The sequence below is a fragment of the Nevskia soli DSM 19509 genome, from assembly GCF_000711955.1.
Classification (GTDB): Bacteria; Pseudomonadota; Gammaproteobacteria; order Nevskiales; family Nevskiaceae; genus Nevskia; species Nevskia soli.
On the sequence record NZ_JONR01000049.1, the window covers coordinates 1 to 15,000 of the forward strand.

General features: G+C 64.7%; 16 protein-coding genes and 1 rRNA gene (1 of these 17 only partly in view). 11 read left to right on the top strand and 6 right to left on the bottom strand.

Annotated features, from left to right (window positions below; translation table 11 throughout):
* Positions 1–557: 557 nt before the first annotated feature.
* Together BP26_RS0120005 and BP26_RS0120010 are read right to left on the bottom strand one after the other, a co-directional pair.
* Positions 558–1,589, bottom strand: coding sequence for a cation diffusion facilitator family transporter (locus tag BP26_RS0120005; RefSeq protein WP_029922337.1), 1,032 nt, complete (start codon positions 1,587–1,589; stop codon positions 558–560).
* Between the two features lie 7 nt (positions 1,590–1,596).
* Positions 1,597–2,601 (bottom strand): YhdH/YhfP family quinone oxidoreductase, encoded by a 1,005-nt coding sequence (locus tag BP26_RS0120010; RefSeq protein ID WP_029922338.1) that lies wholly within the window; start codon positions 2,599–2,601, stop codon positions 1,597–1,599.
* Between the two features lie 61 nt (positions 2,602–2,662).
* On the opposite strand from BP26_RS0120010, the gene pdxH reads away from it, so the two are divergent.
* Positions 2,663–3,283: a pyridoxamine 5'-phosphate oxidase gene (gene pdxH, locus BP26_RS0120015; protein ID WP_029922339.1), complete on the top strand. Its 621-nt coding sequence runs from the start codon at positions 2,663–2,665 to the stop codon at positions 3,281–3,283.
* Positions 3,280–3,786 (top strand): cupin domain-containing protein, encoded by a 507-nt coding sequence (locus BP26_RS0120020; RefSeq protein WP_029922340.1) that lies wholly within the window; start codon positions 3,280–3,282, stop codon positions 3,784–3,786. The genes pdxH and BP26_RS0120020 overlap by 4 nt, the downstream gene beginning before the upstream one ends.
* Here BP26_RS0120020 and BP26_RS0120025 read toward each other — a convergent pair.
* Positions 3,767–4,429: a histidinol-phosphatase gene (locus BP26_RS0120025; RefSeq protein WP_029922341.1), complete on the bottom strand. Its 663-nt coding sequence runs from the start codon at positions 4,427–4,429 to the stop codon at positions 3,767–3,769. The two genes, BP26_RS0120020 and BP26_RS0120025, sit on opposite strands and share 20 nt — an antisense overlap.
* A gap of 157 nt (positions 4,430–4,586) precedes the next feature.
* Here BP26_RS0120025 and BP26_RS0120030 point away from each other — a divergent pair, with 157 nt between their 5' ends.
* From BP26_RS0120030 to bfr, 3 genes are all read left to right on the top strand, one after another.
* Positions 4,587–5,111 (top strand): RNA pyrophosphohydrolase, encoded by a 525-nt coding sequence (locus tag BP26_RS0120030; protein ID WP_029922342.1) that lies wholly within the window; start codon positions 4,587–4,589, stop codon positions 5,109–5,111.
* A gap of 114 nt (positions 5,112–5,225) precedes the next feature.
* On the top strand, positions 5,226–5,429 hold the full coding sequence (locus BP26_RS0120035) for a (2Fe-2S)-binding protein (protein ID WP_029922343.1): 204 nt from the start codon (positions 5,226–5,228) through the stop codon (positions 5,427–5,429).
* 77 nt (positions 5,430–5,506) lie between these two features.
* Positions 5,507–5,989: a bacterioferritin gene (gene bfr / locus BP26_RS0120040; protein ID WP_029922344.1), complete on the top strand. Its 483-nt coding sequence runs from the start codon at positions 5,507–5,509 to the stop codon at positions 5,987–5,989.
* 75 nt (positions 5,990–6,064) lie between these two features.
* Here the strand turns inward: bfr and BP26_RS0120045 are convergent, their stop codons facing one another.
* A complete protein-coding gene (locus BP26_RS0120045; RefSeq protein WP_029922345.1) occupies positions 6,065–6,481 on the bottom strand; it encodes a CopD family protein in 417 nt (138 codons plus the stop codon).
* Between the two features lie 103 nt (positions 6,482–6,584).
* On the opposite strand from BP26_RS0120045, the gene argC reads away from it, so the two are divergent.
* Genes argC through erpA form a run of 4 tightly spaced genes read left to right on the top strand, consistent with a single transcriptional unit; the run spans position 6,585 to position 9,287 of the window.
* Complete coding sequence (gene argC, locus BP26_RS0120050) at positions 6,585–7,628, top strand: N-acetyl-gamma-glutamyl-phosphate reductase (protein ID WP_029922346.1); 1,044 nt, start codon at positions 6,585–6,587, stop codon at positions 7,626–7,628.
* 13 nt (positions 7,629–7,641) lie between these two features.
* Complete coding sequence (locus tag BP26_RS0120055; protein ID WP_029922347.1) at positions 7,642–8,403, top strand: DUF6776 family protein; 762 nt, start codon at positions 7,642–7,644, stop codon at positions 8,401–8,403.
* Positions 8,400–8,894 carry a bactofilin family protein gene (locus BP26_RS0120060; protein ID WP_029922348.1) on the top strand — a complete coding sequence of 165 codons (495 nt, stop codon included), beginning with the start codon at positions 8,400–8,402 and terminating at the stop codon, positions 8,892–8,894. Before BP26_RS0120055 ends, BP26_RS0120060 begins: the two co-directional genes overlap by 4 nt.
* Before the next feature lie 33 nt (positions 8,895–8,927).
* Complete coding sequence (gene erpA, locus BP26_RS0120065; protein ID WP_029922349.1) at positions 8,928–9,287, top strand: iron-sulfur cluster insertion protein ErpA; 360 nt, start codon at positions 8,928–8,930, stop codon at positions 9,285–9,287.
* A gap of 83 nt (positions 9,288–9,370) precedes the next feature.
* Here erpA and BP26_RS0120070 read toward each other — a convergent pair whose 3' ends face one another.
* The gene (locus BP26_RS0120070) at positions 9,371–10,489 is read right to left on the bottom strand and encodes an anhydro-N-acetylmuramic acid kinase (protein WP_436233356.1); all 1,119 of its coding nucleotides are present in this window, start codon (positions 10,487–10,489) and stop codon (positions 9,371–9,373) included.
* 4 nt (positions 10,490–10,493) lie between these two features.
* Entirely contained in the window at positions 10,494–11,879 is a 1,386-nt protein-coding gene (locus BP26_RS0120075) for an OapA family protein (RefSeq protein ID WP_084183270.1), read from the bottom strand.
* 185 nt (positions 11,880–12,064) lie between these two features.
* Here BP26_RS0120075 and tyrS point away from each other — a divergent pair, with 185 nt between their 5' ends.
* Together tyrS and BP26_RS0120085 are read left to right on the top strand one after the other, a co-directional pair.
* Positions 12,065–13,285: a tyrosine--tRNA ligase gene (tyrS, locus tag BP26_RS0120080; protein ID WP_029922352.1), complete on the top strand. Its 1,221-nt coding sequence runs from the start codon at positions 12,065–12,067 to the stop codon at positions 13,283–13,285.
* Between the two features lie 924 nt (positions 13,286–14,209).
* A 16S ribosomal RNA gene (locus BP26_RS0120085) occupies positions 14,210–15,000 on the top strand; it runs 735 nt beyond the window's last position.

Below are 15,000 nucleotides of genomic sequence, written 5' to 3' on the forward strand. Positions count from 1 at the left end.
CTGTTTTTCACCATGCGTGCCATGTGTGCCATGTGTGCCAAGGTTTTTTGTTGGCACGCATGCGGTGAGCGCTTTTCCTTTTCCTCTGGAAAGGGGCCGGGGAAAACTGGATCCCCGCCTGCGCGGGGATGACGCAGAGGGAGAAGGAGCGCCCAAGAGCGACACTCCGGCTTTTGACGTTGCTTTGCGCTTTTGACGTTCCCCCCGCCGCGGGCGAGAAGCGCAGGGTGAGGGCCTGTTGGAGTGACTCAATGTCACTCCAACAGGCCCGAACGCCCGGCCATGGATGGCCGGGCCGGGGGTGGGTAACAGCAATGAAGTCTCGCCAGGGACGGCAAGGATGAACTCGAAAACGAAATGTGGGCGCAGGCTCCGGGGCGGCGCTTCTTTGGTTACTTTTCTTGTCACCGGAGACAAGAAAGTGCCCCGCCTTCAAGGCGGAACCGTAATTTCAATCTGCGACTCCAATGCCTCGCGCGCAAGCGCGTACGCGAAGATCTCAGAGCAAGGGCGAAAAGAAAGCCGGACGAGCCAGCGACCGGAGCGGCACCCGGGCCTCAGCCCTTCGCAACCGCCGCTCCATGCGCATGACATCCATCATCCACCTCCGCCACACACCCGCCCCGCTCGATCTGCACCGTCGCATGCACCACCCCAAAACGCTCGCTCAAGCGCTTCTGGATCGCCGCCAGCACGGTGTCCTGGTTGGTCTCCTCGGCGATCACGGCATGCAGCGTCATCATCGGCTTGGCATCGGTCAGCGACCATACGTGCAGATGATGCACGCCGCTGACGCCCGGCACCTGGGCAATGACGTCGGCGGAAACCTCCTCGATCTCGATGCCTGGCGGGGTGCCTTCCAGCAGGATGTGCGCGGACTCGCGCGTGACGCGCCAGCCGCCGCGCAGGATCAGCAGCGACACCAGTGCCGACAGCAGCGGATCGATCGGCATCCAGTGGGTGTAGATGATGACCAGGGCGGCGACCATCGCGGCCACCGAGGCGAGCAGGTCGCCCAGCACGTGCAGCACGGCGCTGCGCATGTTGAGGTTGTCTTCGCCATCGCGCAGGATCAGGAAGGTGGCGATGTTGGCGAGCAGGCCGACCCCGGCCACCACCAGCATCACGGGGCCCTGCACCGTCTGCGGCTCGAACAGGCGCCGTGCCGATTCGATCAGGATCCACACGCTCAGCGCCAGCAGCACCAGGCCGTTGACGAAGGCCGCCAGCACTTCATAACGCTGGCGCCCGTAGGAGTAGGTTTCATCCGCCGGCCGCCTGCCGACACGCAGCGCGAACAGCGCCAGCACCAGCGAGGCCGAGTCGGTCAGCATGTGGCCGGCGTCGGCGATCAGCGCCAGCGAGTGGGCCAGGATGCCGCCCACCACCTCCACCACCATGAACACGCCGACCAGGATCAGGGCCCAGGTCAGGCGGCGCTCGTTGCTGGAGCCGTGGGCATGTCCGTGGTGATGGCCGTGGCCGTGATCGTGCCCCTTCTTTTTCCCGGGCTTGTGCGCGTGGCCATGGTCATGGTCATGGTCATGATCGTGCGCGTGGTCGTCATGCGTGTGGCTGTGTGCGCTCATCGTGGTCTCAGGAATCGCCGCCGATGCGCACGATGGTGCGGCCCAGCACCTGGCTGGCGATCAGTTCGGCGCAGGCCGCCGGCACTTCCTCCAGCGAGATGGTGCGGTTGGCGATCTGCGCCAGTTGCGCCGGCTTCCAGTCGCTGGCCAGCCGCTCCCAGATTTGCAGCCGCCAGGCGCGCGGCATTTCCACCGAGTGGATGCCGAGCAGGCTGACGCCGCGCAGGATGAAAGGCATCACCGTGGTGTTGAGGCCGAAGCCCTGCGCCAGCCCCACGCTGCCGATGTTGCCCCAGGGCTTCACCGTGCGCGTCAGGTAGGCGAGGGTGTCGCCGCCGAGGTTGTCCACGGCGCCGCCCCAGCGCGCGGCTTCCATCGGCTTGCTGCCGAGTTCGAGCGTGTTGCGGTCGACGATTTCATCGGCGCCGAGCATGCGCAGGTATTTCTCGGATTCCGGCGTGGTCTTGCCGGTGATGGCGGCGACCGTGAAGCCCTGCTTCTTGAACAGGCTGATGGCCACGCTGCCGACGCCGCCGGTGGGGCCGGTGACGGCGATCGGTCCATGTTCCGGCGCCTGGTGATTTTCCAGCATGCGCCGCAACGCCATGCCGGCGGTGAAGCCGGCGGTGCCCAGCGCCATCGCCTCGGACAGGCTCAGGCCCGCGGGCAGCGGCACCACCGCCTCCGCCGGCACGCGGGCGTATTCGGCCAGGCCGCCGTCGAGCAGTTCGCCGACATTGCAACCGGTCACCAGCACCTTGTCGCCGGGTTTGTACTGCGGATCGGCACTGCTTTCCACCACGCCGGAGAGGTCGATGCCGGCCACGCGCGGCATGGCGCGCATGATGCGGCTCTTGCCGGTGACAGCCAGCGCGTCCTTGTAGTTGAGGCAGGAATAGGCCACCCGGATCACCACCTCGCCCGGCGTCAGGTCGGATAGCTGGATCTGCTCCAGCCGGCTCTGGAAGGACTTCTCGACCTGGTGGACGCGCAGGGCTTTAAAGGTGGACATGGGGGAATTCCGGCAAAATCGGCGTATTGCAGAACCCTATTTTGCCCCATATAACTTTCACATGGCCCAATACGAGCGCAATCCCCCGTTGAACGACGCCGACCTGCTGCCGGACCCGCTGGCGCAATTCGAGCGCTGGCTGGGCGATGCCGGCGCCGCCGGCGTGCTCGAGCCCGCCGCGATGTCCCTGGCGACCGTCTCGGCTGAAGGCCGTCCCTCGCTGCGCATCGTCCTGTTCAAGGGCCTGCACGACGGCGGCTTTACCTTCTATACCAACTACCATTCGCGCAAGGGCGAGGAACTGGCCGCCCGGCCCGAGGCGGCGTTGACCTTCTGGTGGGACCGGCTGGAACGCCAGGTGCGCATCGAAGGCCGCGTCGAACGCGTCCCCCGCGAACTGTCCGACCACTATTTCCACACCCGCCCGCGCGGTTCACAGATCGGCGCCTACACCTCGCGCCAGAGCCGCCTGCTGGAAAAGCGCGAGGAGCTGGACGCGCGCCTCGCCGCCACCGAGCAGCGGTTCACCGGGCAGGACATTCCGCTGCCGGACTACTGGGGCGGCTACCGCGTGGTGCCGGAGACCATCGAGTTCTGGCAGGGGCGTGCCAACCGCGTGCATGATCGGCTGCTGTATACGAGGGCCGGCGGCAACTGGCGCATCCAGCGGCTGGAACCGTGAGCGGATCGGACTGGATTTCAAAGCTTGAGCTTGAGCCGCACCCGGAGGGTGGGTATTTCAAACGCATCTACACGTCTACGGCGACGCATCTCGGCGTTACCGGCGAACGTCCGCTGGCCACCTCGATCTACTACCTGCTGGACCAGGCCGAGCCGCGCGGCTTCCTGCACCGCAACCGCAGCGACATCCTGCACTTCTTCCTCGACGGCGGCCCGGTGGAATACCTGCTGCTGGATGCGGACGGCGAGCTGCGCCGCGTGCGCCTGGGCAATGGCGCGGAGGACGGCCGTTTCCTGGTCGTGCCCGGCAGCTGCTGGAAAGCCTCGCAGCTGATCGAAGGCGCCAGCCACGCATTGGTAGCCGAGGTGGTGACGCCAGGCTTCGTCTACGCCGATCACCAGTTTTGCAGCGAAGCGCTTTTGCGACAGGAACACCCGAAACACCTCGAAACGCTGCGTCCGTTCCTGCCGGGCCGCCGAGCTTCTAAGCCGCCCTCAAGCTGATCACCGCCCACCCGCGCTTCTGCGCCTCCGCGCGCAGCGTCGGATCGGGATCCACCGTCACCGCCGTATCGGCGAATTCCAGCAGCGGCAGGTCGTTGTGGGAATCGCTGTAGCAGGTGGAGTGCGCGGGCAGGATGCGGTGCTGCTCCAGCCAGGCGCGCAGGCGCAGCACCTTGCCCTCGCGGAAGTTGGCGTGGCCGCTGAGGCGGCCGGTGTAGCGGCCGTCGAGCATTTCCGGGTCGGTGGCCAGCAGGTTCGGCACGCCCAGCAGCGCGGCGATCGGCTCGGTGATGAAGCGGTTGGTGGCGGTGGTGATGATCAGCGTGTCGCCCTGCTCGCGGTGGCGCCGCAGCAGCTCCGGCGTGCCGGCGGAGACGCAGGGCTCGATCTTTTCGCGCACGAAACGCTGGCGCAGGGCGTAAAGCTGTTCCGGTTCGTACCGGGTCAGGGGCTTGAGCGAGAAGGCGGCGAAGGCGTCGATGTCCAGCGTGCCCGCCTGGTAGGCCAGGTAGAACTCGTGGTTCTGCTTCTCGTAGGACTCCCCATCCACCATGCCCTGTTCGACCAGGAAACGGCCCCAGAGGTAGTCGCTGTCGCCATCCAGCAGGGTGTGGTCGAGGTCGAAGATCGCAAGATTGGTCACGAAAGGGGCGCCGGGAGGTGGAAATGGAGAGTATTTGTCCGCAGGTCCGGGCCTGGCCTGGCCCAAACCTCGCGGCATAGCTGATTTTCCACCATTGCCGCGGCCATCGCCGCATGAAAGAATCGGGGTCAATACCGACTTATTACTGTCATACAAAGTGATTGACGCGGATGGGTTTCGTCCCAACGTGGGCATCATTCTGGCCAATGCCTCCGCCCAGGTGCTCTGGGCCAAGCGCATCCGCCAGGACGCTTGGCAGTTCCCGCAAGGCGGCATCCAGCGCAACGAAACGCCGGAGCAGGCGCTGTATCGCGAGCTGGAAGAAGAGCTGGGCCTCAAGCCCGAACACGTCAGCCTGCTCGGCGTGACCAACGACTGGTTGCGCTATCGCCTGCCCAGCCGCCTGATCCGGCGCGGCCGCCACCCGGTATGCATCGGCCAGAAACAGAAGTGGTTCCTGCTGCGCATGAACTGCGAGGAATGCCTGGTGCACTTCAACGCCACCAGCCATCCCGAGTTCGACGGCTGGCGCTGGGTCGATTTCTGGCAGCCGGTGCAGGAAGTGGTGGCCTTCAAGCGCGGCGTCTACCAGGAGGCGCTCAACCAGCTGGCGCCCCTGCTGGGCCTGCCGCCCCGCGAGGCCGCCGCGCAGAACGTTCCGGCGCAGACTTCCGGATCCTGAGCGGGGTGGCCGGGCCCCGCGCGGCGGCGGAGTGTTGAGTCGTTTTTAACTAATTGACAATCATTATCATTCGCGATCAAATAGAGCATCGCTAAAGCTTCCTGGTGCCCTTCGATGTACGTCTGCGTTTGCCGCGCCGTATCCGACAGCAAGATCCGCAGTGCCGTGGAGCAGGGTGCCTGCACCATGCGCGCATTGAAGGACCGGCTGGGCGTGGGCAGCGTCTGCGGCCGTTGCGTGCCGGAAGCGCGGCAGCTCATCAACGAATGCCGCAACCAGGCGCCGTTGCGCCTGGACCAGCTGACCGCGGCGGCCTGAAGCGCGTCGGCGCTTGCCTAGTGCGCCCTGCCGGCGCAGGGTAGACTCCTGAAAATCAACGGACCAGGAGATGGCTCATGCGCGGCGACCCCAAAGTACTGGATTACCTCAACCAGGCCCTGCGCAACGAGCTGACCTCGATCAACCAGTACTTCCTGCATGCCCGCATGCTGAATAACTGGGGCCTGGTGCAGCTGGGCAAGCACGAATACGAAGAATCGATCGACGAGATGAAGCACGCCGATCGCCTGATCAAGCGCATCCTGTTCCTCGAAGGCCTGCCCAATCTGCAGGACCTGGGCAAGCTCTACATCGGCGAAAACGTCGCCGAGGTACTGCAATGTGATCTGCGCCGAGAGCGCGAAGCGCATCCGCTGTACAAGGAAGCCATCGCCTACGCCGAGACGGTGCAGGACTACGTCACCCGCGAGCTGCTGGTCGACATCCAGGAAAGCGAGGAAGAGCACATCGACTTCATCGAGACCCAGCTCGGCCTGCTCGAGCGCGTCGGCCTGCAGAACTACCAGCAGTCGCAGATGAAGCCGGAAGAGGGCTCATGAGGCGTTAGGCGAGAGGGAAGGGGCGCAACAGCAAAAGCTTGCCACGGCCTCGCCCGGCCCAATACTTTCTCGCCTCTAAAACGGCTTCACCACCACCAGGATCACGATCGCCACCAGGAACAGCGCCGGCACCTCGTTCATGAAGCGCCAGAAGCGCGGGCTGCGGGTGTTCTGGCGCGCCGCGAACTTGCGCACGTTGCCCTTGAGCCAGCCCTGGTAGCCGCTGAGCAGGAGCACCAGGGTCAGTTTGGCGTGCAGCCAGCCCATATGCAGGAACGCCGGCTCCAGCGTCAGCAGCCAGATGCCGAAAATCCAGGTGCCGAGCATGGCGATGTTGCCGATGCCGTGCAGCTTGCGCTCCATGGTGGCGAAGCGCGCATGCCCGGCCTCGTCGCTCACATCGCAGTGGTAGACGAACAGCCGCGGCAGGTAGAGCAGGCTGGCGAACCAGCTGACCACGAAAATGACGTGTAAAGCCTTGATCCAGAGCATGGCGGTTTCAATGCACGGTTAAACGGGATTTGCCGCACAAGCTATCATTCTGTCCCCCGAACTGCCCAGGCCCGCAATGGCCGGGCCCCCTGAGAGTCGCGCCGTGAGCAGCAATGTCATCGAGGTTGGAATCGTCGGAGGCACCGGTTACACCGGCGCCGAACTGCTGCGCCTGCTGGCGCGGCATCCCCGGGCCCGGGTCAAGGTCCTGACTTCGCGACAGGAAGCCGGCAAGCGCGCCGATGCCCTGTTTCCGCAGCTGCGCGGCTTCTGCGATGTCAGCTACACCGCCCCGGATATCGAAGCCCTGGCCGGCTGCCACGCCGTGTTCTTCGCCACGCCCCACGGTACCGCCATGGGCATGGCGCCGGCCCTGGTCGAGCGCGGCGTCAAGGTGATCGACCTGTCGGCCGATTTCCGCCTCAAGGACACGGCGGTCTACAAGCGCTGGTACCAGCACGAGCACGCCTGCCCGGACCTGCTGGCCGAGGCGGTCTACGGCCTGCCGGAACTGCACCGCCACGAGATCGCCAAGGCCCGCGTCGTCGGCAATCCCGGCTGCTACCCCACCGCCGTCTCGCTGGGCCTGCTGCCCCTGCTGGAGGCGGGTGTGGTCGATCGCGGCTCGCTCATCGCCGACTGCAAGTCCGGCGTCAGCGGCGCCGGGCGCGAGCTGAAGCTCGGCTCGATGTTCGTCGAGGCCTCCGACAACCTGAAGTCCTATGGCGTCGCCGGCCATCGCCACCTGCCTGAAATCGTGCAGGAATTGTCCGCCGTGGCGGGTGCCGACGTGGGCCTCACCTTCATCCCGCACCTGATCCCCATGATCCGCGGCATGCAGGCCACGATTTATGCGCGGCTGACCCATCCCGAAACCGACCTCCAGGCCCTGTTCGAAAGCCGCTACCGTGGCGAGCCCTTCGTCGATGTCCTGCCGGCGGGCACCGAGCCGGAGACGCGCTCGGTGCGCGCCTCCAACACCTGCCGCCTGGCGGTGCACCGCCCTGGCGGCGGCGATACGGTGGTGGTGCTGTCGGTGATCGACAACCTGACCAAGGGCGCCGCCGGCCAGGCCGTGCAGTGCTTCAACCTGATGTTCGACTGCGACGAACAGACCGCTCTCGACGCCCCGCCGATCGCGCCTTGAACCATACAACACGTTGAATACCAAGCATAAAATCGTCATCGCCCAGCATCGGCCGTGGCGTCGCTGGATCATCGTCGGCAGTATCACCGCGGCGGTATTGCTGGGCGGCTGGGGCCTTTACAGCTACACCCGCGCCCATACCGTTTCCGACTTCGAGCGCGCCCAGCTGGAGCGCGACCGGCTGCGCGACGACAACCGCCAGATGTCGCAGAAGCTGCGCGCCGCCCTGTCCGAGAACCAGCAGCTCAAGGACCAGGCGGCCTACCTGAGCCGCTCGCAGCAGATCGACGACAGCGCCTGCAGCACGGTCAAGCTGTCCCTGGCCTCGCTGCAGGCCGAATCCGCCGACCTGCGCTCGCAGCTGTCCTTTTACCGCGGCATCGTCTCGCCGGCCGAAGCCCAGGCCGGGGTGCGCGTGTTCGAGTTCAAGGTCTACAGCCCAGCGGCCAAGGACGCCTCCCCGGGCGTCTACAAGTACGACCTCGTGCTGATCCAGTCGGTGCGCCACGACAAGCGCGTCGATGGTGAACTGAATGTCACTTTCGAGGGCTTCCGCGGCAGTACCAAACAGTCCCTAAAACTGGCCGATCTGGTCACTGACGGTAACAAAAATCTGGTATTTTCCTTCAAGTATTTTGAAGAGTTCAGCGGTAGTTTCCGCTTCCCCGACGGCTTCAAACCCTTGCGCGCCACGGTGACGGTGCAGGGCGAGGGCACGCCGCGGATCGACGACGACTACGACTGGGGCAAGATCATGCAGGAGGGGCGGTCATGAAAGGTTTCTTGGGTTCGAACAATGCCAGCAGCAACAGCGGCGGCAGCAGCAGCAAGGGAGGGGCGGTGGATACTCTGATCGGGCGGCAGACGGAAGTTCTGGGCGATGTGCGCTTCTCCGGCGGCCTGCACGTGGACGGCAAGATCAAGGGCGGCGTCACCACCCTGGGCGCGGACAAGTCCGCCCACCTGTCGGTGAGCGAGAGCGGCGCTATTGAAGGCGATGTGCGCGTCCCCACCATGATGCTGAACGGCACCGTGATCGGCGACGTCCGCGCCACCGAGAAGTTGTCCCTGGCCGCCAAGGCCCGGGTCACCGGTAACGTATACTACAAAGTGCTACAGATGGAACCGGGCGCGATGATCAACGGTCAGCTGCTGTATGAGGGCAACGAACCGGTGGCCGCGTTGACCCACCATAAGCCGGGCGAATCCAAGTCGGATTCCTCCGTGCTGGAAATTCAGGACGGGCGCAGGGCCAAGCCAGCCTGAGCGTCCGTTGCAACGGAGTCTAGTGTCATGGGCATGAACGAAGCAGTGGCCGCGGAAGCGGAACAGTCCGATGTGATCTTCACCAGTTCGGCCGCCGCCAAGGTGCGCGAGCTGCTGAACGAAGAGAGCAACCCGGATCTCAAGCTGCGCGTCTTCGTCACCGGCGGCGGCTGCTCCGGCTTCAAGTACGGCTTCACCTTCGACGAAAACGTCGAGGACGGCGATCTCCGGGTGGAGAACGGCGGCGTGACCCTGCTGGTCGACCCGATGAGCCTGCAATACCTCACCGGCGCCGAGATCGACTACAAGGACGACGTCAACGGCGCCCAGTTCGTGATCCGCAACCCCCAGGCCACCACCACCTGCGGCTGCGGCTCCTCGTTCTCGGTCTGATGCCCTGGCCGCGCGCTGGCGCGGCCGATTCATCGAAACCCCCGGCTACGCAGTAGCCGGGGGTTTTTCTTTGGCGCAATCGCTCAGGGCCTGAAAACGCCGCCCAGCACCGCTAGCCGCGAAGCCCCGGTCACTCCCGGCAGATTGCCCGGCAACCCGGCCAGCGTCCGCACCGCCAGCCAGGCAAAGGCTGCCGCCTCCACCCAGCCCGCATCCAGCCCGTAGTCGTCGCTGGCCTGCACCGCGCAGCCGGGCAGGGCCGCGCCCAGGCGTCGCATCAGATGGCCGTTGCGGGCTCCGCCGCCGCAGACCAGCACCCGCCGGGTTCCCGGCGCATGGGCCAGGATGTCCGCGGCGATGCTGCGCACGGTCAACTCCGCCAGGGTCGCCTGCACGTCGGCTGGCGCCAGGGTGTCCAGCATCGGGTAGCGCTGTTCCACCCAGGACAGCTGGAAATAGCCGCGGCCGGTGCTTTTCGGCGGAGGCTGCGCGAAATACGGATCTTCCAGCAATGTCCGCAACAATCCCTCATGGCAACGGCCGCTGGCGGCATAGGCGCCATCGGCGTCGTAGGGCCGGCCCAGGTGCCGCTCGCACCACTCGTCCATCAGTCCATTGCCCGGCCCGGTGTCGAAGCCGCGCACCCGCGCCGCGTCGGTGCCGGGCAGCAGGGTGACGTTGGCGATGCCGCCGATGTTCAGCGCGCAGCGCGCTTCATCCCCGCTGGCGAACAGCGCATGGTGGAAGGCCGGCACCAGCGGTGCGCCCTGGCCGCCCAGGGCCACGTCCTTGCGGCGGAAATCGGCCACGGTCGCGATGCCGGTCCGTGCCGCGATGCGGCTGGGATCGCCCAGCTGCTGCGTCGCCCAGGGCTGCGCCGAAGTATCGTGGAACACGGTCTGGCCGTGGCTGCCGATGGCGCTCACCGCCCCGGGCTCGATCCCGGCGGTGGCGAGCAGGCCCAGCGCCGCCTCGGCGAAGCGGTCGGCCACGGCGATGTCCAGCGTGGCCAGCTCGCGCAGGCTCAGGGCGGCGTCGCTGCGCGCGACCTGCAGCAGCCGCGCGCGCAGGGGCGCGGCGTATTCGAGGTGGTGGGTGGCCCGCAGGCCCTTGAAGCGGCCGTCCTCGAACCCGGCGAGGACGGCGTCGATGCCATCCATGCTCGTGCCCGACATCAGGCCGAGAACGAGCACGGGATGCAGCGTCCTACGGCGTGGCGGTGGTGGCCCGCGACGCGGCCGGCTGCACCGTGGTGGCCTCGGCCACGCCCTGCTTGGCGTCCATCGAATCGAGGGCGGCGACCAGCGGCGCGGAACTGCTGCGGAACTGCGCCAGGGTGCGCGGTTCCAGCGGCATGGCGCGTGGCAGCGTGATCTTCTCCGGGTTCACCGGCATGCCGTTGATGCGGAATTCATAGTGCAGGTGCGGGCCGGTGGCCAGGCCCGTCATGCCGACGAAGGCGATGACCTGGCCCTGCTGCACGGTGGCGCCGGCGTGCAGGCCCTTCTGGAAGCGCGACAGATGGCCGTAAATCGTCTCGTACTGGTTGCCATGGCGCAGCACCACCACATTGCCGTAGCCGCCCTTCTGGCCGACGAACTCGACCTTGCCGTTGCCGGAGGCGTGCACCGGCGTGCCGATCGGCGCCGCGTAGTCGGTGCCCGTGTGGGCGCGCATGCGGTTGAGGATCGGGTGCCAGCGGTGCAGGGTGAAGCCGGAGCTGATGCGGGTGAAATCCACCGGCGTGCGGATGAAGGCCTTGCGCAGCGACAGGCCCGCCGGGGTGTAGTAAGCCTTGGTGCCGTCGGGGGCGACGAAGCGCACCGCGCGGTAGGTCTTGCCGTTGTTGCTGAACTCGGCGGCAAGGATGTCGCCGTCGCGCAGCTTCTTGCCGTCCTTGTAGAGTTCCTCGTAGACCACCGAGAAGCGGTCGCCTTCCTGCAGATCCTGGGCGAAATCGATGTCGTAGCCGAACAGGTCGGCGAACTGCAGGATCATGCGGTCATTGAGGCCGGCCTTGCGGCCGTCGAGGAACAGCGAATTCTCGATGGTGCCCACCGCCTCGGTGCTGCGCCGCTCCAGCGAGGCCGACAGGGTGGCGCTTTCGAAGCCGTTGTCGCCGCGGCGCACGCTCAGCGTACGCAGCTCGTCCAGCGGGTAGACCAGTTCCTGCAGTTCGCCGTTGGCGACGCGCAGGCGCAGCTGGTCGCCGGCCTTGATGCGCTTGAGCTGGGCGCAGTCGCCGCCCAGCTTGGTGATCGCCATCCAGTCCTCGGGCGGCAGGTGCGCATCGTCGAAGATGTTGGACAGGCTCTGCCCGGACTTCACCGACACCGTGGTCCACTCGGTGGCCGGCGGCACGGTCAGCGCCTCGTTCACGGCGGAACTGATCACCGAGTCGAAGCGCGCCACCGGGTATTCCTGGCCGTCCGAGGCGACCGCCTGGACCGAACCGACGGATTCCTGGTCCAGCGCGCTGTCGCGGTGGTAGTAAACAAAAGCCGCAGCGGAGGCGGCGAGGAAGCCGCAGATCACTACGATACGACGGGCCGAGGAGGGGACGGTCCCCCCGGCGGGGCTATAATTCGACATACGGCTTCCGATTTGAACAATGAACTGCGCCCACTGGCTGCAGACTTAGACGGCCAGATGGTTCTGGTTGGAATGGTCGGATCGGCCGCGTCTGACGTAACGAAAACATAATTCTCCCCGATTGGCAATCCCTGAAGGCCAAAAAATCGGCCTAATACGAGTCACTTGCTTCCAAAAGCTCAACCATGACCCAAGGTTTTGAAGAAATCTTCGCCGAGATCGCGCGCGGCACCGACGAGATCATCCCCCACGATGAGCTGCGTTCCAGGCTTGCCGCCGCCACGCGGGACGGCACCCGCATGCGCATCAAGGCCGGATTCGATCCCACCGCCAAGGACCTGCATCTCGGCCATACCCTTTTGTTAAACAAATTACGTGCCTACCAGGCCGCCGGGCACGAGGCAATCTTCCTGATCGGGGACTTCACCGGCATGATCGGCGACCCGACCGGCAAGAATGAAACCCGCAAGCCGTTGACCCGCGAGCAGGTGCAGGACAACGCCGAAACCTACAAGCAGCAGGTGTTCAAGATCCTGGATCCGGACCAGACCACCATCGCCTTCAACTCCACTTGGCTGGACCAGCTCGGCACCGAAGGCATGGTGCGGCTCACCGCCCAGCACACCGTGGCCCGCATGCTGGAGCGCGACGATTTCTCCAAGCGCTACAAGGAAGGGCAGCCCATCGCCATCCACGAATTCCTGTATCCGCTGCTGCAGGGCTACGATTCCGTGGCCCTGAAGGCCGACGTCGAACTCGGCGGCACCGACCAGAAATTCAACCTGCTGGTGGGGCGCCACCTGCAGAGCGTCAACGGCCAGAAGCCGCAGTGCATCATGACCGTGCCGATCCTCGAGGGGCTCGACGGCGTCCACAAGATGAGCAAGTCCCTGGGCAACTACATCGCCCTCAACGACCCGCCGCAGGACATGTTCGGCAAGCTCATGTCGGTGTCGGACACGCTGATGTGGCGCTACTACGACCTGCTCAGCTTCCTGCCGCTGGCCGCCATCGCCGGCCTGCGCCAGTCGGTGCGGGAGGGCGCCAACCCCCGCGATATCAAGATGGCCCTGGGCATCGAGATCGTCGACCGCTTCCACGGCCCCGGCAGCGGCGAACGGGCCAAGGCCGCCTTCATCGCCCAGTTCTCGCAGGGCAACCTGCCCGAGAACATCCCCGAAATCACCCTGGCCGCCCCGCCCGAGGGCCTGTCCCTGGCCCGCGTGCTCAAGGAAGCGGGCCTGGTGGCCAGCAACGGCGAGGGCAACCGCATGATCGAGCAGAAAGCCGTGCGCATCGACGGCCAGCGCGTGGAAGACCGCGCCCTGCTGCTGGCGCCGGGCGCCAGCCACCTGCTCCAGGTGGGTCCGCGCAAATACGCCAGGGTCGTGTTGAAGGCAGGCTGAGACGTCTGGCGCCCCATCGCACCCGCAATAACGGGCGGCAATCACGCAAAAGCCCCGGACAGGGATCCTGTCCGGGGCTTTTGTCGTTTCCAGGGCGCAATCAGTCCACTGCGATCATCCTCCCGGGATCGTTACGCGCTCCCGCGTGTGGTCGCAGGGAGTCCCCGTAGGGCGGGAGCGGGGCCAGGGGAGAGGACTGCTCCATCAGCGTGCCCTTCTCCCCGGAAACCCACGGGGCGACTCAGGCCCCTCTACAGGCCGCGCCAGCGCCTATGGGGCCACGAGGCGCAGCAACTGCGCCGTGGAATGCCCTCTGTAGCGGCCAGCGCGCATGCGGACAGGCCGGCGCACGCCGAAAAACGCTTCCCGCGCAAAAAATCCGCCCCTCGGACCCCCTCTCCCGCACCCGGGCAAGCAAAACGGTCCGGTTTTGGCCAAAATTTGAGCAAAGCGCAGCCCCCGGCAAGTTTTTTTTGACGGATTGAAGATTTTTTTCGATTTTTTCGATGACGGTTTCGCGGATTTTTGCGCAAAACGGGGGGTGCTTTAACCCCCTCCGGAAGTTTTTTGACACTTTTTGTACGGCTCGAAAACCCTTTATCCATATGGGTTTTTGCAGGGTTTGAGGGTGCCCCCCGAAAAAACTTTGGACGAGAGTGTTGACACCCCGGGAAACCCCCCTATAATTCGCCTCCCTGCTGCACGGAAACGCGAAACGAAGCGAAGCCGAACAGCCTGATCTTTAACAAGTAAGCAAGTGATTTGTGTGGGTGCTCCCGGTGCGTGGCGGAAGCCATAGCATCACGGAGTATCAACGTAAGCCTTAGTTGTAAGAGAGCAAGTGTTGATAACTCTTACTGGCAGCGAAGACGTTCTTTCCTGGAACGTTGAGTTGCCATCCAGCTTAAATTTAAGATTTAAATTTAATTGGAGAGTTTGATCCTGGCTCAGATTGAACGCTGGCGGCATGCCTAACACATGCAAGTCGAACGGGAGTAGCAATACTCTAGTGGCGGACGGGTGAGGAATACGTAGGAATTTGCCCTTAAGTGGGGGATAACCCGGGGAAACCCGGATTAATACCGCATGATCTCGAAAGAGCAAAGTGGGGGATCGCAAGACCTCACGCTTTTGGAGAAGCCTACGTCGGATTAGCTAGTTGGTGAGGTAATGGCTCACCAAGGCGACGATCCGTAACTGGTCTGAGAGGATGATCAGTCACACCGGAACTGAGACACGGTCCGGACTCCTACGGGAGGCAGCAGTGGGGAATATTGGACAATGGGCGAAAGCCTGATCCAGCAATGCCGCGTGTGTGAAGAAGGCCTTCGGGTTGTAAAGCACTTTAAGTTGGGAAGAAAAAATTCCACCTAATACGTGGAGTCTTGACGGTACCGACAGAATAAGCACCGGCTAACTCTGTGCCAGCAGCCGCGGTAATACAGAGGGTGCAAGCGTTAATCGGATTTACTGGGCGTAAAGCGTGCGTAGGCGGTTCGTTAAGTCGGTTGTGAAAGCCCTGGGCTCAACCTGGGAATTGCGGCCGATACTGATGGACTAGAGAACGGTAGAGGGAGGCGGAACTCCAGGTGTAGCGGTGAAATGCGTAGATATCTGGAAGAACACCGATGGCGAAGGCAACCTCCTGGGCCTGTTCTGACGCTGAGGCACGAAAGCGTGGGTAGCAAACAGGATTAGATACCCTGGTAGTCCAC